This window comes from Streptococcus cristatus AS 1.3089 (genome assembly GCF_000385925.1).
Lineage (GTDB): Bacteria > Bacillota > Bacilli > Lactobacillales > Streptococcaceae > Streptococcus > Streptococcus cristatus_B.
Genome location: NC_021175.1, coordinates 638,353 through 659,798 on the forward strand (window position 1 = coordinate 638,353; position 21,446 = coordinate 659,798).

18 protein-coding genes, 1 pseudogene and 1 other annotated feature are annotated in these 21,446 nt (G+C 41.8%); of the genes and pseudogenes, 17 read left to right on the forward strand and 2 right to left on the reverse strand.

The annotated features are described in order from the left end of the window. Nucleotides 1-59: 59 nt before the first annotated feature. The 5 genes from I872_RS03120 to I872_RS03140 all read left to right on the forward strand — a co-directional run bounded on the left by I872_RS03120 (nucleotide 60) and on the right by I872_RS03140 (nucleotide 6,430). A complete protein-coding gene (locus I872_RS03120) occupies nucleotides 60-401 on the forward strand; it encodes a hypothetical protein (protein WP_015604705.1) in 342 nt (113 codons plus the stop codon). A 58-nt stretch (nucleotides 402-459) separates the two neighbouring features. Beyond that, nucleotides 460-594, forward strand: a sequence feature (ribosomal protein L10 leader region). Between the two features lie 38 nt (nucleotides 595-632). Next, the gene (gene rplJ, locus I872_RS03125) at nucleotides 633-1,133 is read left to right on the forward strand and encodes a 50S ribosomal protein L10 (protein WP_015604706.1); all 501 of its coding nucleotides are present in this window, start codon (nucleotides 633-635) and stop codon (nucleotides 1,131-1,133) included. A gap of 72 nt (nucleotides 1,134-1,205) precedes the next feature. Continuing rightward, complete coding sequence (gene rplL / locus I872_RS03130) at nucleotides 1,206-1,571, forward strand: 50S ribosomal protein L7/L12 (RefSeq protein ID WP_001196967.1); 366 nt, start codon at nucleotides 1,206-1,208, stop codon at nucleotides 1,569-1,571. 1,340 nt (nucleotides 1,572-2,911) lie between these two features. Further along, the gene (locus I872_RS03135; RefSeq protein WP_015604707.1) at nucleotides 2,912-4,648 is read left to right on the forward strand and encodes an ABC transporter ATP-binding protein; all 1,737 of its coding nucleotides are present in this window, start codon (nucleotides 2,912-2,914) and stop codon (nucleotides 4,646-4,648) included. 9 nt (nucleotides 4,649-4,657) lie between these two features. After that, nucleotides 4,658-6,430: an ABC transporter ATP-binding protein gene (locus tag I872_RS03140; protein WP_015604708.1), complete on the forward strand. Its 1,773-nt coding sequence runs from the start codon at nucleotides 4,658-4,660 to the stop codon at nucleotides 6,428-6,430. 93 nt (nucleotides 6,431-6,523) lie between these two features. Here I872_RS03140 and I872_RS03145 read toward each other — a convergent pair whose 3' ends face one another. Beyond that, nucleotides 6,524-7,207, reverse strand: coding sequence for a B3/B4 domain-containing protein (locus I872_RS03145; RefSeq protein WP_041826875.1), 684 nt, complete (start codon nucleotides 7,205-7,207; stop codon nucleotides 6,524-6,526). Nucleotides 7,208-7,276: 69 nt separating this feature from the next. Next, nucleotides 7,277-8,260 carry a YdcF family protein gene (locus I872_RS03150; RefSeq protein ID WP_015604710.1) on the reverse strand — a complete coding sequence of 328 codons (984 nt, stop codon included), beginning with the start codon at nucleotides 8,258-8,260 and terminating at the stop codon, nucleotides 7,277-7,279. A gap of 238 nt (nucleotides 8,261-8,498) precedes the next feature. Between I872_RS03150 and brnQ the strand changes: the two genes are divergently transcribed. The 12 genes and pseudogenes from brnQ to sdbB all read left to right on the forward strand — a co-directional run bounded on the left by brnQ (nucleotide 8,499) and on the right by sdbB (nucleotide 21,146). Then, on the forward strand, nucleotides 8,499-9,830 hold the full coding sequence (gene brnQ, locus I872_RS03155) for a branched-chain amino acid transport system II carrier protein (protein ID WP_015604711.1): 1,332 nt from the start codon (nucleotides 8,499-8,501) through the stop codon (nucleotides 9,828-9,830). 241 nt (nucleotides 9,831-10,071) lie between these two features. Further along, nucleotides 10,072-12,275: pseudogene (locus I872_RS03160) on the forward strand (SSURE domain-containing protein). A gap of 111 nt (nucleotides 12,276-12,386) precedes the next feature. Next, nucleotides 12,387-13,052, forward strand: a complete 666-nt coding sequence (locus I872_RS03165) for a response regulator transcription factor (protein WP_041826876.1) — start codon at nucleotides 12,387-12,389, stop codon at nucleotides 13,050-13,052. Then, a complete protein-coding gene (locus I872_RS03170; protein WP_015604713.1) occupies nucleotides 13,049-14,083 on the forward strand; it encodes a sensor histidine kinase in 1,035 nt (344 codons plus the stop codon). Before I872_RS03165 ends, I872_RS03170 begins: the two co-directional genes overlap by 4 nt. Before the next feature lie 142 nt (nucleotides 14,084-14,225). Continuing rightward, a complete protein-coding gene (gene ccdA2, locus I872_RS03175; RefSeq protein WP_015604714.1) occupies nucleotides 14,226-14,936 on the forward strand; it encodes a thiol-disulfide oxidoreductase-associated membrane protein CcdA2 in 711 nt (236 codons plus the stop codon). Between the two features lie 26 nt (nucleotides 14,937-14,962). After that, a complete protein-coding gene (locus I872_RS03180; RefSeq protein WP_015604715.1) occupies nucleotides 14,963-15,283 on the forward strand; it encodes a lipase chaperone in 321 nt (106 codons plus the stop codon). Nucleotides 15,284-15,351: 68 nt separating this feature from the next. After that, on the forward strand, nucleotides 15,352-15,915 hold the full coding sequence (locus I872_RS03185; RefSeq protein WP_015604716.1) for a redoxin family protein: 564 nt from the start codon (nucleotides 15,352-15,354) through the stop codon (nucleotides 15,913-15,915). 15 nt (nucleotides 15,916-15,930) lie between these two features. Continuing rightward, nucleotides 15,931-17,037 carry a peptide-methionine (R)-S-oxide reductase MsrB gene (gene msrB / locus I872_RS03190; RefSeq protein WP_015604717.1) on the forward strand — a complete coding sequence of 369 codons (1,107 nt, stop codon included), beginning with the start codon at nucleotides 15,931-15,933 and terminating at the stop codon, nucleotides 17,035-17,037. Between the two features lie 59 nt (nucleotides 17,038-17,096). Next, the gene (locus I872_RS03195) at nucleotides 17,097-17,831 is read left to right on the forward strand and encodes a response regulator transcription factor (protein ID WP_015604718.1); all 735 of its coding nucleotides are present in this window, start codon (nucleotides 17,097-17,099) and stop codon (nucleotides 17,829-17,831) included. After that, nucleotides 17,828-19,531 (forward strand): cache domain-containing sensor histidine kinase, encoded by a 1,704-nt coding sequence (locus tag I872_RS03200; protein WP_015604719.1) that lies wholly within the window; start codon nucleotides 17,828-17,830, stop codon nucleotides 19,529-19,531. Before I872_RS03195 ends, I872_RS03200 begins: the two co-directional genes overlap by 4 nt. Before the next feature lie 343 nt (nucleotides 19,532-19,874). Next, the gene (gene ccdA2 / locus I872_RS03205) at nucleotides 19,875-20,582 is read left to right on the forward strand and encodes a thiol-disulfide oxidoreductase-associated membrane protein CcdA2 (protein WP_015604720.1); all 708 of its coding nucleotides are present in this window, start codon (nucleotides 19,875-19,877) and stop codon (nucleotides 20,580-20,582) included. A gap of 12 nt (nucleotides 20,583-20,594) precedes the next feature. Beyond that, the gene (gene sdbB, locus I872_RS03210) at nucleotides 20,595-21,146 is read left to right on the forward strand and encodes a thiol-disulfide oxidoreductase-associated lipoprotein SdbB (RefSeq protein WP_015604721.1); all 552 of its coding nucleotides are present in this window, start codon (nucleotides 20,595-20,597) and stop codon (nucleotides 21,144-21,146) included. The last annotated feature ends 300 nt before the right edge of the window (nucleotides 21,147-21,446 follow it).

Sequence of the window (21,446 nt, forward strand, 5' to 3'; positions counted from 1 at the left end):
TGACAAACATATAAAATTTGTTAAACTTTATTAATATTTTTATATTTAAGGAGATCTTGATGAATAAACTTACTATTCAAGCACCAGATGGCAGCAATGTTAAGACTTTGTCACCAATGTACTCTATTACAACCTTGCTATTTAACTTTTTCGTTCCTCTCTTTCGTAAAGACTGGAAATACTTTGGGATCATGCTTGGCTCACTGTTTGTATTTGCTGTGATTGCAACGCTTCTTATCCCAGATGATTTCTTGAGACCTGTAGGAACTGCCTACAACTTATTTTGGGCCTTTTTCTATAATCGTCTTTGGATAAAAGACCGAGTTTTCACTGATGGCTGGGTGCCTGCTGACGATGCTAGTAAAGCCTTGCTTGACAAGACTTTTCCTAAAAATGCATAAAAAGTAAAAAGATTGCACAAAAAGCTTGCAATCTTTTTTTTCTTTTGCTATAATTATCAATGGTTTGAAAAAACTGCCTAAGACAGTAGGGGAGCTCGACTCATAAAAATCCTACCGAGGACAAAACGTATCATGTAAAAGAAGCGTATTGTACTTTCGTGTCTAGGTTTGGGCGCGTTTTTCTTTTGGGAAAATGTCCCAAGCAAAATAATTACGGAGGTGAAACACTAAATGAGTGAAGCAATTATTGCTAAAAAAGCGGAATTAGTTGACGTAGTAGCTGAGAAAATGAAAGCTGCTGCATCAATCGTTGTTGTGGACGCTCGTGGTTTGACAGTTGAGCAAGATACAGTTCTTCGTCGTGAGCTTCGTGGAAGCGAAGTTGAGTACAAAGTCATTAAAAACTCAATCTTACGTCGTGCAGCTGAAAAAGCTGGTCTTGAAGATCTTGCATCAGTATTTGTTGGACCATCTGCAGTAGCATTTTCTAACGAAGATGTTATCGCACCAGCGAAAATCTTGAACGATTTTGCTAAAACTGCTGACGCACTTGAAATCAAAGGTGGTGCTATCGAAGGCGCTGTCGCATCAAAAGAAGAAATCGTTGCACTTGCAACTCTTCCAAACCGCGAAGGACTTCTTTCTATGCTCCTTTCTGTACTTCAAGCGCCAGTTCGCAACGTTGCACTTGCTGTCAAAGCAGTTGCAGACAACAAAGAAAACGCAGCTTAATCCTAAGCTACGCAGCCTAGCCCTCGGCTAGAAATAAATTATAAAATATAAACTTATTTGGAGGAAATAACAATGGCATTGAACATTGAAAACATTATTGCTGAAATTAAAGAAGCTTCAATCCTTGAATTGAACGATCTTGTAAAAGCTATCGAAGAGGAATTTGGTGTAACTGCGGCTGCTCCTGTAGCTGTAGCTGCTGCTGGTGGTGCTGAAGAAGCTGCTAAAGATTCATTCGACGTTGAATTGACAGCTGCAGGCGACAAGAAAGTCGGCGTTATCAAAGTTGTACGTGAAATCACAGGTCTTGGACTTAAAGAAGCTAAAGAACTTGTTGATGGTGCACCAGCTCTTGTTAAAGAAGGCGTTGCAGCAGCAGAAGCTGAAGAAATTAAAGCTAAATTGGAAGAAGCTGGAGCTTCAGTTACTCTTAAATAATAAGGGTACGCAATTACATTGCGAAATCCCAGCGTAGCAAGGTTTTGAGCAATGTCAAAAAGCGAAATAGGGTGGTAAATGATTTCATTCCCCACCAAGAGCCCACTAAACGAAAGTTTGGTGGGCTCTTTGATTTTTTGTGAATTGTAGTGAGTTAGGGAAATCTATCCTTGCTTTGATGAGTCTATAGATGGTTTTTTTCATTGAAAATGAAAGAGTAAGAGTCGATAGAATCATTATGCTCACTGAGGTCTTGAGAGTAGAAGAGAACCTTTTGTACAATCTCATGATCTGTCAAAGGTAAACAATTAAATAGGCTTCATAATTCCTATAGTGATTTTGCCCACTATATAATTTTTAGAAGCTAATATTTTTTGTCTAACTTTTGGGTGCATTTCAGGCAGGACAATCCTGTATTGCTGGAGGCCCTCAAGCTTAATTGATTTGCGCAACTGGGGGGCTATCGTAGGTGGCTTTGTACCTTTTCGTTATGGCTGGTATTATATCCTATATTATGAATTATCTAAATTGGTTAGATTTTTTCTTACTGATAACTCCAATAATGTGTCTATTTAAATTTGAAGATAAGTGGAGTTAGCAACATTTGACACTTCATTAGGTTATTAGCTCTTTTAATAGTAATGTATTTTAAAAAGTTTTGAGCATGTTACATAGAGGCTAGGCAAAACCCCACTTCTAACTATCAAAAAAACGAGTATTCCATAGTTGAAGATACTCGTTTTCTTATGTCATGGTTTATAATTAAAATAAAATGAATGGTTACAAATCATGAAAAAATACGTTTCGTGATGAAAATCGTACATTTAAAGACTTTGCAGTAAAAATCTCTTTTGTTCTGCTATACTGAACTTGTCAGGGTTACAATCTGACAAAAAATATCTATTATATAGGAGGTACTCATGATGAATACAATGGTGAAACAATTTGAAGTAATTCTTAAATAATAAGGGTACGCAATTACATTGCGGAATCCCAGTGTAGCAAGGTTTTGAGCAATGTCAAAAGGCGAAATAGGGTGGAGAATGATTTCATTTTCCACTAAGAGTCTGGGTCAATAGTCTCTTGGCCACAAAAAAACTGAGACAAAATAGTTCTCGGGTTCTTTTTTGTAATTGTTTTTTTATTAGGGCGTAAGAAATCATTCTAAGTGCTATATTCTTAAAGCATCATATGAGTTGAAAGAAAAGATATCAGTGTCAGTCTTTACGATTTTTCATATTTCTGCTATAATATTCTTAATAAAGCGTGCATTTGCGCGCTCTTTTCTGTATAAAAGTACTCTTCAGTGCTTTTTTATTATTATAGAAAATGGAGGGATTATGCTTTACATTTGGTCATATTTAAAACGCTACCCCAAGTGGCTGGTGCTGGATTTTGTGGCGGCCATCTTTTTTGTAGTGGTCAATCTAGGGCTGCCAACGGTTTTGGCGCGTATGATTGACGAAGGGATTAACCAGGGTGATCAGGAACGCCTGTATTTCTGGGGCTTTATCATGCTGCTGGTTATTATTCTTGGGATTTTGGGGCGGATCGTCCTTTCCTATGCTGCTGGGAAATTAACGACCAGCATGGTGCGAGATATGCGGAATGATCTCTATGACAAGCTGCAGGAGTATTCCCATCATGAGTACGAGCAGATTGGCGTTTCTTCGCTGGTGACGCGTATTACCAGTGATGCCTTTGTCCTTATGCAGTTTGCTGAGCAAACTCTCAAGATGGGAGCTATCACGCCTATCATGATGCTGTCGTCCATCCTCATGATTTTCTTGACCAGTCCGTCCATGGCTTGGATTGTGGCGATTTCAGTGCCTTTTTTGGCAATCGTAGTCTGGTATGTGGCGGTCAAGACGCGTCCCCTGTCTGAAAAGCAGCAGAAGACACTGGACAAGATCAACCAGTATGCTCGGGAAAATCTGACTGGTCTGCGGGTCATTCGAGCCTTTGCCCGTGAGGAATTTCAGGAAGAGCGCTTCGCTAATGAAAATGAAATCTATGCGGACAATTCCAACCGTCTCTTTAAATTGACGGGTTTGACAGAGCCTCTCTTTGTGCAGATTATCATTGCCATGATTGTGGCCATTGTCTGGTTTTCCCTGAAACCACTAGGCAGCGGCGAGTTGAAAATCGGGGATTTGGTCGCCTTTATCGAGTACAGTTTCCATGCCCTTCTGTCCTTCCTGCTCCTGTCCAGTCTCTTTACCATGTATCCACGGACGGCGGTCTCTAGCGAGCGACTGAAGGAAGTCATGGATATGCCGATTTCCATCGATCCAAATGAGAATGGGATCACGGAAACTGCGACTCATGGCTATCTGGAATTTGACAACGTGACCTTTGCCTATCCAGGTGAGACGGAAAATCCTGTCCTGCATAATATTTCTTTCAAGGCCAAGCCGGGGGAAACGATCGCCTTTATCGGCTCCACAGGTTCTGGTAAGTCTTCCTTAGTTCAGCTGATTCCGCGTTTCTATGATGTGACCTTGGGTAAGATTTTGGTGGATGGTGTGGATGTCCGCGCTTATAATCTAAAAGCTCTCCGTCAGAAGATTGGTTTTATCCCGCAGAAAGCTCTGCTATTTACTGGGACGATCGCTGAAAATATCCGCTATGGTAAGGAAGATGCTAGCTCTGAGGAGCTCAATCAAGCAGCAGATGTGGCTCAGGCTCGCGACTTTATCGAAAGCAGAGAAGAGCGTTACGAGACCCATTTGGCTGAAGGTGGAAGCAATCTATCTGGTGGTCAAAAGCAACGCCTGTCCATTGCGCGTGCGGTTGTCAAGGAGCCGGATATTTATATCTTTGACGATTCCTTCTCGGCTCTGGACTACAAAACGGATGCGACTTTGCGCCGCCGACTCAAGGAAGTGACTCAGGATGCAACGGTTCTCATCGTGGCTCAGCGAGTCGGCACCATTATGGATGCGGATCAAATCATTGTCTTAGACAAGGGTGAAATCGTGGGTCGCGGCCGGCATGAGGAACTGATGGAAAATAATGCCATCTATCGCGAAATTGCCAATTCCCAGCTCAACAGCCAATCACTAACAGAAGAATAGGAGGAAGAGATGAAAGAAAATAGTTTTGTCCGCTTATGGGGCTATCTAAAAGTCTATAAAGCAGCCGTGCTTCTTGCAGTCTTCCTAAAGATTGTCAGCGTGGTCATGAGTGTCCTAGAGCCTTTTGTCCTAGGGCTTGCTATCACTGAGCTGACGCAAAATCTGCTGGATATGGCCAAGGGAGTACCCGGTGCAGCCATCAATAGCAGCTATGTGGCTTGGATCATGCTGCTCTACTTTATTCGTGCCCTCTTTTATGAGATTGGTTCCTATTTCTCTAACTATTTCATGACCAATGCTGTGCAGAGCACCGTTCGCGACATGCGCAATGAGCTTAGTCATAAGATCAATCAAATTCCTGTTTCGTACTTTGACAAGCACCAATTTGGTGATTTGATTGGGCACTTTACCAGCGATGTGGAGACCGTCTCAAATGCTCTCCAACAAAGCTTTTTGCAGGTGGTCAATGCCGTCATGACCCTGATTTTGGTCATCGGGATGGTTTTGTATCTGAATCTCCAGCTGGCCTTGATCGTTATCGTCAGCATTCCTCTGACCTACTTGGGAGCAAGAATTATCCTCAAAAAATCCCAGCCTTACTTTAAGCAGCAGGCGGATGTGTTGGGCGCTATGAATGGATTCGTTCAGGAAAATCTGTCAGGCTTCAATGTTCTCAAGCTTTATGGTCGGGAAGAAACTTCGGCTGAAGATTTTCGAGCTATTACTCAAAATCTACAGGAAGTCGGCTTTAAAGCCAGCTTTATCTCAGGGCTCATGATGCCCGTCCTTAATGCGATTTCTGATTTAACCTATCTCATCGTCGCTCTGGTAGGCGGTTTACAGGTTATTGCTGGTCAATTGACTATCGGGAATATGCAAGCCTTTGTCCAGTACGTCTGGCAGGTCAATCAGCCTATCCAAAACCTTACCCAGCTGGCTGGTCAGCTCCAGAGTGCTAAGTCTTCGTTGGATCGGATTTTCCAGATTTTGGATGAGCCAGATGAAGTCATGGACAATACTGTCCAGCTAGACAAGGACTTGACTGGTCAAGTCAGCTTCAAAGATGTAGACTTCCAATATGTGGCAGACAAGCCGCTGATTCGCAACTTTAATCTGGAAGTCCAGCCGGGTGAAATGGTGGCTATTGTCGGTCCGACTGGAGCTGGTAAGACGACTCTGATCAACCTGCTCATGCGTTTCTACGATGTGACTAAAGGCTCTATCAGCGTGGACGGTCACGATATTCGCCAGCTATCGCGTCAAGATTATCGCAAGCAATTTGGTATGGTTCTGCAGGACGCTTGGCTTTATGAAGGAACTATCAAGGAAAATCTTCGCTTTGGTAACCTTGATGCTACCGATGAGGAGATTATGGAAGCAGCCAAATCAGCTAATGTGGATCACTTTATCCGCACCTTACCAGGTGGCTACAATATGGAAATGAATCAGGAATCTAGCAATATCTCGCTAGGTCAAAAGCAACTCCTGACGATCGCACGGGCTCTTTTGGCTGATCCTAAGATTCTGATTTTGGATGAGGCGACTTCGTCAGTTGACACTCGTTTGGAGCTCTTGATTCAGAAAGCCATGAAAACTCTTATGCAGGGGCGGACGAGCTTTGTCATTGCGCACCGCTTGTCTACTATCCAAGAAGCGGATAAGATTTTGGTGCTCAAGGATGGACAAATCATTGAGCAGGGCAATCATGAGTCGCTGCTGGCCGACAAGGGATTCTATCATGACTTGTATATGAGCCAATTTTCGGATAAGAAAGAAATTTAGATATATATATAAAAGGAAACTCAGCTGAGTTTCCTTTTTGAATAATCATTTTGATGTAGTTTTAAACCAAAAGCTTGTCGGGTGAAAACTTGCTTAAAGATCGTCTACTTGAATGACATGGGTTTCAAATTCGAGATTTGGCATGGCTGCCGCTAAATCTTGGTGAATGCGTTCGAGGGCGTCTAGTCGCATTTGGACAGATGTATGGGCATTTCCTTGGATAATGAAAATGGCATTTTTGGTGCTATCATCAAATTTATAAAGGTCGCTGTCACGAACATCAAGCCAAGCAAGGATACCTTTTTCATCTCGATAGACATAGTCAGTCGGAGCTACATGCTTTTCTTTGGATAAGATAGGGAGGAAAATATCGTCCTTCTGACTGACAGTAAACTCAATCTCATCACCGATTTTATCAAGGTCATGCCCACCGATAGCCAGAAGAGAATGCAAGGATTCCACATTATAAATATCAATGACACTGTTAATCCTTGGAATGGAGCCGCGGTGTTGGATGTTGCGGATCAGAGCTGGTACTGTTGGCGGGTTCTTTTTAATACTGCGCCCCACTTTCTGCAGTAAATCACAGTAGCCTTGGATGGTCGGATGGTCAGTGATTTCTGCTAGATTGCAATTCAAAGCCCAGTTTTCGGCTTCCTTCTGTTTCTGGAGAAAGGCTTCTGATAAAGCTGCTTGAGGATCAACGTTTCTAGCAATGCCAAGGACCACACTCTTAATGCCAAGTTCTGCTAAACTTTTATCAATGGTAAATTTCATCATAGACGGACCTCCATTTTTTACCTTGATTATACTATTTTCTAAGAATTTTTACAATGAAAATAATGTCTAAAATAGGAAGAAAAGGTAGCGAAGCAGCAGACTTCCGATGATAAAAGCATGCCATTTCCAGTAGATACGGATTAAGCCAGCAGTTTCTCGGATCCAAGCTGAGGGAAGAAAATAGAAGGCTGTGCGAGAACCAATACTGCGGCCTTTGAGACCAACCTGTTTCATGTAGATGCCAGCACGTAGCGCGTGGAAAGAATTTGTGACAAGGACAACCCGATCTTGCTCTAGTCCCTGTGCTAACATAAGCTGCTTACTGAATGTGAGATTTTCAAATGTTGTGCGAGATCTATTTTCAAGGAGAATACTGTCAGCTGGGACTCCTTTTTCCATCAAATATCTTGCCATGGCCTCTGCTTCGGAAATTAACTCGTCATCTCCTTGACCGCCAGAAACAATGATGACTGGCTTCCGATTAAACTTCTCATAGATGGCTAGCCCTTTATCCAAGCGTTGAGCCAGCAGGGGAGGCACCTTGTCTCCAAACAATCCTGAGCCGAGGATAATGATAGTTTGGGGCTCTTTCTTGACTGGAAAGATATTTAAAAAGAAGGCGTAGATGATATAGGAAAGATAGAGAAAGGTTCCGTAAAATAGGAGCAGATCAGCGAAGGAAATCAAATTTGCTAGAAATGACCGTGGAGCGAAAAAATGCAACAGACCCACCCCCACGATAGCTAGGCCGTAGAGAAGCGATAGTAGATTGGCCAATCTAAGCCCCTCTAGCTGCACCATTTTGCGACCATTAAAAAACAAATAAACAGTAGAAGCGAAAACACTAAAGGGTATTGCCAAAAACAAGATAATAGCTGGTGTATAGCCAATAAATCGCTCAAGACTAACAATCGTAAGCCCTGCTAAAACAATTCCCATCATCATAAGAGTGAAGGTCAGGAGATAAGCATTGAATAAACTTCTGGGTTCTCGATAACATAATAGAGCAAATATAGCAGCAGGGATAAGCCAGACTAGATGAAGTACCATAATAAAACCTCGCAAATGGACTTTAACCAGTATAACATAAATATATCCAATAAAAAAGATATTTAATATGAAATAAATCGAATCACAAAAAGAAGGTCTTGAGTTGTTTCGAAATAAATCGCATCAAATCTACCTAATCCTTCCAATACTAAGAAAATGTAATTTTCATTTCAAAAATCTTGCAATGAAAGGTATTTATCTGTATAATGGAAAAATCTTAAAAAGACTGGAGATGATGATGTTAAAAAAAGGATCCCTAACTGGCCTGCTTTTATTTGGAATGTTTTTCGGAGCCGGTAACCTGATTTTCCCACCTCAGCTGGGCTTGGAATCTGGTCAAAATTTTGGGCCAGCTATTGGAGGCTTTGTCCTATCAGGTGTCGGTATTGCTATTCTAACCTTGATTATAGGTACTTTGAATCCCAAGGGTTATATTGATGAAATTTCGAAAAAGATTGCCCCTTGGTTTGCGGTTGCTTACTTGGTAGCCCTCTACCTTTCAATTGGTCCCTTCTTTGCCATTCCTCGGACGGCGACCACTGCCTTTTCTGTCGGAATTGAGCCTATGTTGCCTGCAGGTTCTCATACTATTTGGCTTTTTGGCTTCACGCTGGTCTATTTCGCTTTGGCCTATCTGATTGCCCTCAATCCCTCAAAAATTCTTGATAATATAGGCCGTTATTTGACGCCAATTTTCGCCCTCTTGATTGTAGTTTTGGTTGTACTAGGTGCTATTAAATATGGGGCTGCGGCTCCTCAAGAAGCAACAGCGGAATATACTGCTTCAGCTTTCGGAGCAGGCTTTCTTCAGGGCTACAATACTCTGGATGCTTTGGCTTCAGTTGCCTTTAGTGTGGTCGCTGTGACGACACTCAACCAGCTCGGTTTCAAGAATAAAAAAGAATATATTTCTACCATTTGGATCGTGGGTATCCTTGTGGCGCTGGGCTTTAGCGTTCTTTATATCGGTTTGGCCTTCCTTGGAAATCACTTCCCACTTGATCTAGCGAATTTGCCGAAAGGTGCAAACGTAGGGGCTTCTGTTTTGTCTTCTGCAACTCAGGCTATCTTTGGTCCAATGGCTCAAATTTTCCTAGCGATTATGGTAACGGTGACCTGTTTTACAACTACAGCAGGACTCATTGTCTCAACTGGCGAATTTTTCCACAATACCTTCCCCAAAGTATCTTATAAGGTTTATGCGACCATTTTTACGCTAGTTGGTTTCGCTATTGCAAATCTTGGTTTGAATGCTATTATCCAGTATTCAGTTCCAGTTTTGGAGATTCTTTATCCTATTACTATCACAATTGTCATGATTGTCATGGTTAATCGCTTTTTACCACTATCTAAACCAGGAATGCAGTTGACCATAGCAGTGGTGACGCTAATTGCTTTTGCTAGCATTTTGGGACGACAATTCAAGCTAACTGCAATTCTCAATCTAGTAAATGCTCTGCCATTTGCTCAAGCTTCTCTACCTTGGTTGCTGCCGGCTGTGGTTGGAATCTTGCTCTCGCTCCTTTTGCCAAACAAGCAAAAAAGTGAAGCATTTGAATTTGAAGCATAAGAATTAAAATTCATCACGAAAGTGATGGATTTTTTTGATTTATTATCAATTGTAGTAGGTGATCGATGATGATGCCTAGGAATATTTGATGAAGTACTCTAATCTGCTTTTTGATGAGTGATAAGACGATATAAGCATTTTATAAGAGGGATTTAAGAAAAATTTTAATTTTTTCTTATTCCTTTTTAATCTTAGGGGATTATACTAGAGTCAACAAAAAAATAAACCAAAGGAGAATCTTATGAAATTCATTCCAAATCAAAAGTATACTCGTTGGTCAATCCGTCGTTTAAGCGTGGGTGTGGCTTCCGTCGTGGTTGCTAGTGGTTTCTTTTTACTAGTTGGGCAACCAAACACTGTGAATGCAGATGTTCTCACTTCAACTCCTGCTCAAGTTCTTCAAGTAGATTCATCATCAGTAGAAAAGAATGAGTTGCCAGAGACAGTTCTGAAAGAAGCTGTAGATTCAGCTCTTCCTGCAAATCAGACGACTCCAACTACAAAGGAAGTAGTCGATGAGACTAATTCTTCAGACAAGTCTAGCCTAGCTTCTAAGGAAGAAGTTGCAAAACTAAAAGAAGAAGAGTCTGTGTCGGAAGTTAACGAACCAAAAGAAGAGAAGGTTATGTCGGAAGTTAACAAACCAAAAGAAGTAGCTAAGCCAGTGGCAAATCCTGATGCAGTTTCAAAACAAGACCGTGAAGCGACTACTCCTCAATCAGTAACAACTCCAGAGGAAGTTAAAAAAGGCGTTACTGAGAATACTAAAGATACAGTAGACGTTCCAGCTAGCTACCTAGAAAAAGCGAATGTTCCAGGTCCATTCTTGGCGGGTGTTAACCAAGTCATCCCGTATGAAGCTTTCGGTGGCGACGGTATGTTGACGCGTCTCTTGCTCAAGTCTTCTGATAAAGCACCATGGTCTGATAATGGCACAGCGAATAATCCAGCTCTCTTGCCGCTTGAAGGTTTGGCCAAAGGTCAATACTTCTACGAAGTAGACTTGAACGGCAATACGACAGGTAAAGACGGACAAGCCCTTCTCGACCAACTTCGTGCTAACGGAACTCACAGTTACCAAGCTACTGTCAAGGTTTATGGCGCCAAAGACGGCAAACCAGATTTAAGCAATCTTGTTGCGACAAAAAATGTGACGGTTGACATGAATGGTCTTATTTCAAAAGAAGCAGTTAAAGATTCAGTCACTAAAAATATTAAAGACCATATTGACGTTCCAGCCAGCTACCTAGAAAAAGCGAATGTTCCTGGTCCATTCTTGGCGGGTGTTAACCAAGTCATCCCGTATGAAGCTTTCGGTGGCGACGGTATGTTGACGCGTCTCTTGCTCAAGTCTTCTGATAAAGCACCATGGTCTGATAATGGCACAGCGAATAATCCAGCTCTCTTGCCGCTTGAAGGCTTGGCTAAAGGCCAATATTTCTACGAAGTGGATTTGAATGGCAACACGACAGGTAAAGACGGACAAGTCCTTCTCGACCAACTTCGCACTAACGGACCTCACAGTTACCAAGCTACTGTCAAAGTTTATGGTGCCAAAGATGGCAAACCAGATTTAAGCAATCTTGTTGCGACAAAAAATGTGACGGTTGACATGAATGCTCTTATTTCAAAAGAAGCAGTTAAAGATTCAGTCACTAAAAATATCAAAGACCATATTGACGTTCCAGCCAGCTACCTAGAAAAAGCGAATGTTCCTGGTCCATTCTTGGCGGGTGTTAACCAAGTCATCCCGTATGAAGCTTTCGGTGGCGACGGCATGTTGACGCGTCTCTTGCTCAAATCTTCTGACAAGGCACCTTGGTCCGACAATGGCATAGCTAAAAACCCAGCTCTCTTACCGCTTGAAGGCTTGGCAAAGGTCAATACTTCTACGAAGTAGATTTGAACGGCAACACGACAGGTAAAGATGGACAAGCCCTTCTCGACCAACTTCGCACTAACGGACCTCACAGTTACCAAGCTACTGTCAAAGTTTATGGTGCCAAAGACGGCAAACCAGATTTAAGCAATCTTGTTGCGATTCGTCAAGTAACGATTCAACTTCGTGGAAAAGAAATGGCAGCAACACCATCTCAAGAAGGTCAAATGAATAAGAAACCTTCTACAACACCATCTCAAGAAGGCCAAATGAATAAGAAGCCTTCTGCAACACCATCTCAAGAAGGTCAGATGAATAAGAAGCCTTCTGCAACAGATTCTATGAGTACAGCCAAGGGTACGAAGGAAGTGGATATTCGCATGACTGATGTGAAGGGGGAACACCCAACTTCTAAGCCGATGGCAGATACGATGAAAAAAAATGATAAGCCTACGTTACCAAAAACTGGTGAAGCTAAAACAGCCACAGCTACCATTGGTTTCTTTGGACTAGCCTTGGCAGGAATTCTTAGCCTTCTAGGTTTGAAAGCAAAACAAGAAGATTAAGGTTCAAATCATTTAAAATTACTAAAAATAGTGTTATACTAAAGCCAGTATAACACTGTTTTTATCAGGAGATTGGCAAATGGGAAAGACAATTTACTCGTTGATGATGAGATGGATATTCTAGATATCCAAAAGCGCTATCTTGTGCAGGCTGGCTATCAGGTTTTAGTGGCTCGAGATGGCGTGGAGGGATTAGATCTTTTTAAAAAGAAATCTGTTGACCTGATCATCACAGATATCATGATGCCAAATATGGACGGTTATGACTTTATCAGTGAGGTTCAGTCTATCGCACCTGATCAACCTTTTCTCTTTACAACGGCTAAGACCAGCGAGCAGGATAAGATTTATGGCTTGAGCTTGGGGGCGGATGACTTTATCTCTAAGCCTTTCAGTCCGCGCGAGCTGGTTCTAAGAGTCAATAATATCTTGCGTCGTATTCAGCGTGGGGACGAGACAGAACAAATTGAGCTCGGTGATTTGGTGATGAATCATGTGGTTCATGAGGTTCGCATCGGGAAGCATTTTTTGGAATTAACAGTGAAGTCCTTTGAACTGCTCTGGATTTTAGCTAGCAATCCTGAGAGAGTTTTTTCAAAGACGGAGCTTTACGAGAAGGTGTGGCAGGAAGACTATGTAGATGACACCAATACCCTTAATGTTCATATCCATGCACTCAGACAAGAATTGACCAAGTATGCCAGTTCAGACACTCCTGCCATCAAAACTGTCTGGGGTCTTGGGTATAAAATGGAAAGGCCACGAGGTATAAAATGAAATTAAAAAGTTATATTCTAGTAGGATATCTGATTTCTAGTCTATTAACCATTTTGCTCGTGTTCTGGGCAGTTCAGCGAATGTTGATCGTGAAAAGTGAGATTGATTTTCTAGTTGGAATGACCTTGATTGCTAGTTTTATTGGAGCAGCAGTCAGTCTCATTCTCTTATCGCCAGTATTTTCTTCCCTTCGGCATCTGAAAAAACAAGCCCAGGATATAGCCAGCAAGGATTTTGGAACAGAGATTGAAGCCAAGGGACCTATTGAATTTCAGGAGTTGGGTCAGGCTTTTAATGATATGTCTCATAACTTGCAAGAAACGTTTGCATCACTTGATGAAAGTGAGCGCGAAAAGGGAATGATGATTGCCCAGCTTTCTCACGATATTAAAACTCCCATCACCTCTATTCAAGCGACTGTGGAGGGTATTTTGGATGGAGTGATCAAGGAAGAGGAGCAGATTCATTATTTAACAACCATTAGTCGTCAGACAGAGCGTTTAAATAAACTAGTGGAAGAATTGGATGTTTTGACTCTTAATGCCCAGCCTCGATCAGAATCAGATGGAGAAGCCGAAATAGTCTTTATAGACCAGCTATTGATTGAGGCCATGAGTGAATTTCAGCTCTTGATTGAGCAGGAAGAGCGGGACATTTACATTCAAGTGTCTCCTGAGTCTGCAAAAATTAAGAGTCATTATGACAAACTTTCCCGTATCTTGGTCAACTTGCTAAATAATGCTTTTAAGTATTCAGACCCAGGAACTAAAATTGAGGTTACGGCTCAATTAACTGAGCAAGTCTTGACAATCAGTGTGAAAGATGAAGGACAGGGCATTGCTCCCGAGGATTTGGATAAGATTTTTAAACGCCTCTACCGTGTGGAAACTTCACGTAATATGAAGACAGGAGGCCATGGTCTGGGGCTTGCGATTGCGCGTGAGTTGGCTCATCAGCTGGGTGGAGAAATTACAGTCGAAAGCCAGTATGGCCTAGGAAGCACCTTTACATTTGCTCTCAACTTAACATAAATCCTCAGTAAGTAGTGAACGCTTTTAACTCATAGTGTGGAAAAGATAAAACCAAATTCAAGTTTTTTCAAATCTATCTCCCTATTTTTAGGGGGATTTTTATTTTATACTATAGTCAGAAAATGATCGAGAGGTTTTTGAAATGGCTACAAGTTTTTTGTTCTTTATTTCAGTTTTTCTGGCAGGGATTCTTTCCTTTTTCTCCCCTTGTATCTTACCGCTGATGCCGGTTTATGTGGGAATCTTATTAGATGAAGATCAGCCGAGGACGTTCAAGTTTCTAGGACGAGAGGTTTCTTGGTATGGGATGGTCAAAACACTCTGTTTTATAGCGGGATTGTCGACTGTATTTTTAGTCTTGGGCTATGGTGCTGGTGCTCTAGGGCAGGTCCTATATGCCCCTTGGTTTCGCTATCTTTTGGGTGGAATTGTCATATTATTGGGAATCCACCAAACGGGCGTCATCAATATCCAGCAGCTGCAAAAGCAAAAAAGCATCCAGTTTAAACAGAATAGTAAACGGAGTGACTTGCTTAATGCCTTTATTTTAGGGATTACTTTTAGCTTTGGTTGGACACCCTGTGTAGGGCCTGTTCTGAGCTCTGTATTAGCGATTGCTGCTTCTGGAGGAGATGGCGCTCTTCAGGGAGGCTTGCTTATGTTGGTTTATACACTTGGCTTAGCCCTTCCTTTTCTAGCCATGGCTTTAGCTTCTGGCTGGGTATTACAGCGCTTTGCAAAACTCAAACCTTATATGGGAACACTTAAGAAAGTTGGCGGAGTTCTCATCATTCTTATGGGAATTCTACTTATGCTCGGAAATCTAAATGCTTTAGCGTCACTATTTGGATAAAATTATATAATTAAAGGAGAACTATCATGAAAAAAATCGCTACTCTTACAATGGCTACTCTTAGTATCTTTGCCTTGGCTGCTTGCTCCAGTCAAAAGTCAAATTCAGACATGAAAAAGATGGATGACAGTAGCATGATGAAGAAGGATGATATGAAAAAAGATGACATGAAGAAGGAGAATATGAAAGACTCTAGCATGTCTGATGATAAAATGAAAAAGGATGATATGAAGGACTCGTCTATGATGTCCGACAGTAAGTCTGATATGAAAGATGACATGAAATCTAGTGATTCAAGCATGAAGGATGAAATGAAAGATTCATCTGAAATGTCATCTGATAAATAAAATTATCAATAAGGCTGGAAGTCGTCAATTTTGTCGGCTTTCTCCTTGTTTGGAGAGGAAAGAATACTATGAGAAAACTGTCTCTATTAACCGCAGGTCTGTTTTGTGTAGGATTATTGGGAGCTTGCTCAAATCAGCAAATGAATTCGGAAGCTTCTAAAAATGATAAAAGTTCCATGACTAGTAAGGCAAATTCTAATCAAGCTACAAAGATGGCCAAGGACTTTAGTCTGCAAGGAGTGGACGGCAAGACCTACAAGCTGTCTGATTTCAAAGGCAAGAAAGTCTATCTAAAGTTTTGGGCTTCTTGGTGCTCTATCTGTCTATCCACACTTGGAGATACCAATGATTTGGCTAAGGAGCAGTCTGGAAAAGATTATGTTGTCCTGTCGGTAGTGTCTCCGACTTTTAACGGAGAAAAGTCTGCTGATGATTTCAAGGAATGGTACAAGTCTTTGGATTACAAGAACATGCCAGTTCTTATGGATACCAAGGGAGAATTACTGAAAGAATACGGTATTCGCTCTTATCCATCTGCTCTCTTTATCAATAGTGACGGTTCACTTGCTAAAACTCATGTGGGCTACATGAGTAAGGAAGATATTGAGAAAACACTAAAGGAAATCAAGTAGAAAGGAGTAATGAGCATGGAAGGCAAATGGAAGATTTTTCTGGTTTTAATTGGTTTGCTTGTCTGCTTTGGGCTGTTTTATGTGATTTCGGGCAATGGTAAGCAATCATCTCCTGAGCAGATCAAGAAAGCCTCTATGAGCAAGACAGAAGTGACTAAACAAAAGCAAGAAGACGTCAAGGAAGAAGATAAGCGGGAGATCTATCTGGCTGGCGGTTGTTTCTGGGGAGTAGAAGAGTATTTCTCTAGAGTACCAGGTGTCATTGATGCTGAGTCTGGCTATGCAAATGGTAAGAGCGACACAACCAAGTATGAATTAGTCTCCCAAACTGGTCATGCTGAGACGGTAAAAATTACCTATAACGTTAAAAAGATATCTCTCAAAGAAATCTTACTTCATTATTTCCGCATTATTGATCCAACTTCTAAAAACAAGCAAGGGAATGATCGGGGTACCCAGTATCGTACAGGTGTTTACTATAAGGACGAAGCGGATTTAGATACCATAAATCAGGTCTTTGATGAGGTTGCTAAGAAATATGATAAGCCTTTGGCTGTTGAAAAAGAGTCTCTGAAAAACTTTATCAAGGCAGAAGATTATCATCAGGATTACCTAAAAAAGAATCCTAATGGATATTGCCATATCGACGTCAATCAAGCTGCTTACCCTGTTATCGAAGCTAGTCGCTATCCTAAGCCTAGCGACGAAGAGATTAAAGCCAAACTCTCGCCAGAAGAATACGCAGTTACGCAAAAGAATGACACAGAGCGCGCCTTTTCTAATCGCTATTGGGATAAGTTCGAAGCAGGTATCTACGTGGATGTGGTGACGGGAGAGCCTCTCTTTTCATCAAAGGATAAGTTTGACTCAGGCTGTGGTTGGCCGAGTTTCACCCGCCCTATCAGTCCAGATGTTGCGACGTACAAAGAGGACAAGAGTTTCAACATGACTCGGACGGAAGTTCGCAGTCGGGTTGGAAATTCCCATCTGGGCCATGTTTTTACAGATGGTCCTAAGGACAAGGGCGGCTTGCGCTACTGCATCAATAGTCTGTCAATTAAGTTCATTCCAAAAGCTGAGATGGAAGAGAAGGGCTACGGTTATCTCTTGGATTATGTTTAAGAGCATTTTGATTGAAAATTTGCTATAATAAATCCAGTATAAATAAGGAGTTGAATCTTGTGTATTCAATTATGATTGTAGAGGATGAGTATCTGGTAAGACAGGGGATTGCGTCCTTGGTAGACTATGAACAGTTTGGTATGCAAGTCATTGCCCAGGCTGAAAATGGAAGAGAAGCTTGGCAGAAATTTCAGGAAAATCCTGCTGACATCCTGCTGACCGATATCAATATGCCACAGATGAACGGTCTCGAACTGGCAAAGCTAGTCAGAGATCAGGTTCCTACTTGCCATATCGTTTTTCTGACGGGCTATGATGATTTTGACTATGCTCGGACGGCCATTAAGCTAGGTGCAGATGACTATCTTCTCAAGCCGTTTTCCAAAGATGATGTTGAGGAAATGTTGGCCAAGTTGCAGACCAAGCTTGATAAGGAGCGTAAAAAGGCCCAGATTCAAAGTTTGGTCGATCAAGGACAGCACTCTGAGTTGGAAGAGGCTATTCATGTGCGTCTAGCTGATTCAGAATTAAGTCTGAAAAGTTTGGCTTTCCAATTAGGGTTTAGTCCGTCCTATCTCAGCGTTCTTATCAAAAAAGAATTAGGCTTGCCCTTTCAAGATTATTTGATTCAAGAGCGGATGAAAAAAGCAAAACTCTTACTCTTAACCACAGATTTGAAGATTTATGAAATAGCAGAGCAGGTAGGTTTTGACGATATGAACTATTTTTCTCAGCGCTTCAAGCAGGTGGTTGGGCTGACACCCCGGCAGTTTAAAAAAGGAGAGGAGAAATGAAACGGTATCCGCTTCTTATCCAGTTGATTGTCTATATTTTTCTGCTGGTTCTTTTACTCTTGGGGGGTGTTGGGAGTCTTTACTATCAGACTAGCTCGGGGACTATTCGGCAGCTGACAGAGCGGACGACGCGTAATAGTATGGAGCAAAGCGGGCAGTTCATTGCTTCCTATTTGCAGAAATTAAAGCAAACCACCTCCGCACTAAGCAAGGAAGAAACGATTCGGAAGTTTGCTCAGAATCAAGAAAGCAGCGAAACGTCAGTTCAGTCTTTGATGAAAACCATCATTGAGACAGATCCGGATTTAGTGTCGGCAGTATTGGTTACCAAGGACGGGCGCGTGGTATCGACAGATACTCAAATCAGCATGCAGACATCTTCTGATATGATGAATGAAAAATGGTATCAGGAAGCTGTTCATACCAAAGCCATGCCTGTCTTGACTCCTGCTCGCAAAGAGTCCCTGTCATCTGAGAAGGAGAAGTGGGTTGTTTCCGTCACTCAGGAAGTAGTGGATGAAGCAGGGCAGAATCTCGGTGTTGTACGTTTGGATATCGGCTATAACAGTCTCAAAGCCTATCTGGATCGGCTTCAGCTAGGGAAGAAAGGCTTTAGCTTTATTGTCAACAGCCAGCATGAATTTGTCTATCATCCTAAGAAGAGTGTTTATTCCTCTAGTCAGGAAATGAAAGCTATGCAGCCCTATATCTCGGTCAAGGACGGTTACGCAGACCAGAAGCGGGCTTTTGTCTACCAGATTGATATTGCGGACAGCGATTGGACTTTAATTGGCGTCGCCTCATTAGAGCAATTACAGATGCTTCAGTCACAGATGCTTTATTCTTTTGTAGGAATGGGCGTTTTAGCACTCCTGCTGTGCTTGACTGGTATTTGGTTTGTTCTGCGTTTGTGGATTAAGCCTCTGCAGAATCTGCAGACTGTCATTCTGAAGATTGGGGCAGGTGACTCAAATCTGCGAGCGGAAGCAAAGGGTTCTCCAGAGTTGGTTGACTTGGCTCAGCAGTTCAATAAAATGCTGGACCAAATTGAACAGCTGATGGAAGCTGTCAAGACTGAAGAACAAAATGTCCGTCGCTATGAGCTTCGAGCTCTCTCAGCCCAAATCAACCCCCATTTCCTTTATAATACCTTAGATACCATTGTCTGGATGGCTGAATTTAACGACAGCAAGCGTGTTGTTGAGGTAACAAAATCACTCGCTCAGTATTTCCGCTTGGCGCTTAATCAAGGGCATGAACAGATTTCTCTTAGAGATGAGATTGATCACGTTCGTCAGTATCTCTTTATCCAGAAGCAGCGCTATGGCGACAAGCTCCAATATGAGATTGAAGAGGATGAATCTATAGCTGATTATAAACTGCCCAAGCTGGTACTTCAGCCTTTGGTCGAAAATGCCATCTACCATGGCATCAAGGAAATTGACCGACAGGGCATGATTCGGGTGACGTCGGAAGTAGAAGAAGGACAACTGAGACTGTCTATCTATGATAACGGCCGAGGCTTTGATGTCAACGCCTCTATGGATGCGACTCTCCTTCGCTTAGGTGGGGTTGGTCTGAAAAATGTCGATCAACGCTTGAGATTGCAGTTCGAAGAAGAATACCATATGGAAATCCAGTCCGAACCAGATAAATTTACCCAGATTAGTCTTTATTTGCCGCTAGATTCAGATGATTAAGTTCGCTAACCTTCAATACTCAAGAGGCTGGGACAAAAGTCCTAGCCTCATTTTTTCTTTGGATTGTCGAACAAGACGCAGTGGTTGAGTGGGCTCTACTACGCTGATTTCATCAGCTTTTACAGCCCTACTCAACTGTGCGGAGGTGGGACAACGAAATTGAATTCTATCGAATTACCGATTTCTGTCCCACTCTCTTTTTGCTGTTTAGAAACGAAATAGGACTTTCACAGATGAAGTCTCCGATAAATTATACAAGAATGATGATAGTGTAGCAAAATGTGGAAAATTTTAAATCGTTTGTTATAATAATATTGACAAACACATCTTAAAGGAGGTTGGGATGGAGTCTAGTTTATTTTTTGTTTCGGTCTTTTTGGCTGGAGTTCTCTCATTTTTTTCACCCTGCATCTTTCCCTTGTTGCCAGTTTACATAGGGATATTGCTGGATGAAGAAGAACCTAGAGAAGTCAAGTTTTTAGGCAGAAAGATCGCTTGGACTGGTCTGATCAAGACCCTCTGTTTCATTGCTGGAATTTCCTTGGTTTTCTTTCTATTAGGCTTCGGTGCGGGATTTCTAGGTGGAGTGATTTACGATGAGAAATTCCGTTATCTAATGGGGATTATCATCATTTTGCTAGGAATTCACCAGATGGAGCTGATTAATATCAGGCAGTTACAATTCCAGAAAAATGTGGAATTTAAGAAGAACAGTCGTCGGAATGATTTTCTGTCAGCCTTTTTGCTTGGTATTAGTTTCAGTTTTGGTTGGACGCCTTGTATTGGCCCTGTCCTTAGTTCGGTTCTGGCTCTAGCTGCCTCTGGCGGAAATGGAGCTATCCAAGGAGCGCTCCTAACATTGGTTTATACTTTGGGAATGGCCTTACCATTTCTCATCTTAGCTCTAGCTTCTAGCTTCGTTATGCGCTATTTTTCAAGAATCAAACCCTATATGGGGCTAATGAAAAAAATTGGAGGAGCCTTAATCATTTTTATGGGAATCCTTCTCATGCTCGGGCAGTTAAATGCTTTATCAGGAATTTTTGGATAAAAGGAGAAAAAGATGAAAAAAATTCTTTCGCTAGTTGTTGCTTCGATAGCTTTTCTGACACTATCAGCTTGTTCATCTGATGAAAAGGGGATGGATAGTCAAAGTCAGTCCAATACAAGTGTCCAATCGCTGGTTGCAGTTGGCCAGGAGGCACCGGACTTCACTCTTCAGTCGATGGATGGAAAAACTGTCAAGCTTTCTGATTACCGTGGGAAAAAAGTCTATCTGAAGTTCTGGGCTTCTTGGTGCGGACCTTGTAAGCGAAGCATGCCAGAATTGGTCGAGTTAGCTGGTAAAAAAGACCGTGATTTTGAAATATTGTCTATTGTAGCACCGGGTCTCCAAGGAGAGAAGTCTGTTGAGGACTTCCCAAAATGGTATCAAGAACAAGGATATAAGGATGTGCCCGTTCTATTTGACACGTCTGGTGCAATCTTCCAAGCCTATCAGGTTCGCAGTATTCCAACCGAAATCCTCATTGATAGCCAAGGAAAAATTGGTAAAATTCAATTTGGAGCAATCAGCAACGAAGAAGCAGAAAAAGCTTTTAAAGAAATGAAATAAAGTAAAAATAGAGTCGGACAGAAATCGATAATTCGTTAGAATTCGATTTTGTCGTCCCACCTCCGCACAGTTGAGGAGGGCTGTAAAAGCTGATGAAATCAGCCTAGTAGAGCCCACTCAACCACTGCGTCTTGCTCGACAATCCAAAGACAATTGAGGAATTTGGGACAAAAGTACCGACCTCAAATATAAAAAGACGAACAAAACTAGTTTTCTGGTAATCAGAATTCTGCTTTGTTCGCTTTTCGCATTTAATTATAGATTTGAAGGGATTAATAATTAAGATTTTTAAAAATTGAA

What these genes read in the sequence shown, in the direction of transcription:
- I872_RS03120 (WP_015604705.1), top strand. Translation starts at nt 60, where the DNA reads ATGAATAAACTTACTATTCAAGCACCAGATGGCAGCAATGTTAAGACT.
- rplJ (WP_015604706.1), top strand. Translation starts at nt 633, where the DNA reads ATGAGTGAAGCAATTATTGCTAAAAAAGCGGAATTAGTTGACGTAGTA.
- rplL (WP_001196967.1), top strand. Translation starts at nt 1,206, where the DNA reads ATGGCATTGAACATTGAAAACATTATTGCTGAAATTAAAGAAGCTTCA.
- I872_RS03135 (WP_015604707.1), top strand. Translation starts at nt 2,912, where the DNA reads ATGCTTTACATTTGGTCATATTTAAAACGCTACCCCAAGTGGCTGGTG.
- I872_RS03140 (WP_015604708.1), top strand. Translation starts at nt 4,658, where the DNA reads ATGAAAGAAAATAGTTTTGTCCGCTTATGGGGCTATCTAAAAGTCTAT.
- I872_RS03145 (WP_041826875.1), bottom strand. Translation starts at nt 7,207, where the DNA reads ATGAAATTTACCATTGATAAAAGTTTAGCAGAACTTGGCATTAAGAGT.
- I872_RS03150 (WP_015604710.1), bottom strand. Translation starts at nt 8,260, where the DNA reads ATGGTACTTCATCTAGTCTGGCTTATCCCTGCTGCTATATTTGCTCTA.
- brnQ (WP_015604711.1), top strand. Translation starts at nt 8,499, where the DNA reads ATGTTAAAAAAAGGATCCCTAACTGGCCTGCTTTTATTTGGAATGTTT.
- I872_RS03165 (WP_041826876.1), top strand. Translation starts at nt 12,387, where the DNA reads ATGGATATTCTAGATATCCAAAAGCGCTATCTTGTGCAGGCTGGCTAT.
- I872_RS03170 (WP_015604713.1), top strand. Translation starts at nt 13,049, where the DNA reads ATGAAATTAAAAAGTTATATTCTAGTAGGATATCTGATTTCTAGTCTA.
- ccdA2 (WP_015604714.1), top strand. Translation starts at nt 14,226, where the DNA reads ATGGCTACAAGTTTTTTGTTCTTTATTTCAGTTTTTCTGGCAGGGATT.
- I872_RS03180 (WP_015604715.1), top strand. Translation starts at nt 14,963, where the DNA reads ATGAAAAAAATCGCTACTCTTACAATGGCTACTCTTAGTATCTTTGCC.
- I872_RS03185 (WP_015604716.1), top strand. Translation starts at nt 15,352, where the DNA reads ATGAGAAAACTGTCTCTATTAACCGCAGGTCTGTTTTGTGTAGGATTA.
- msrB (WP_015604717.1), top strand. Translation starts at nt 15,931, where the DNA reads ATGGAAGGCAAATGGAAGATTTTTCTGGTTTTAATTGGTTTGCTTGTC.
- I872_RS03200 (WP_015604719.1), top strand. Translation starts at nt 17,828, where the DNA reads ATGAAACGGTATCCGCTTCTTATCCAGTTGATTGTCTATATTTTTCTG.
- ccdA2 (WP_015604720.1), top strand. Translation starts at nt 19,875, where the DNA reads ATGGAGTCTAGTTTATTTTTTGTTTCGGTCTTTTTGGCTGGAGTTCTC.
- sdbB (WP_015604721.1), top strand. Translation starts at nt 20,595, where the DNA reads ATGAAAAAAATTCTTTCGCTAGTTGTTGCTTCGATAGCTTTTCTGACA.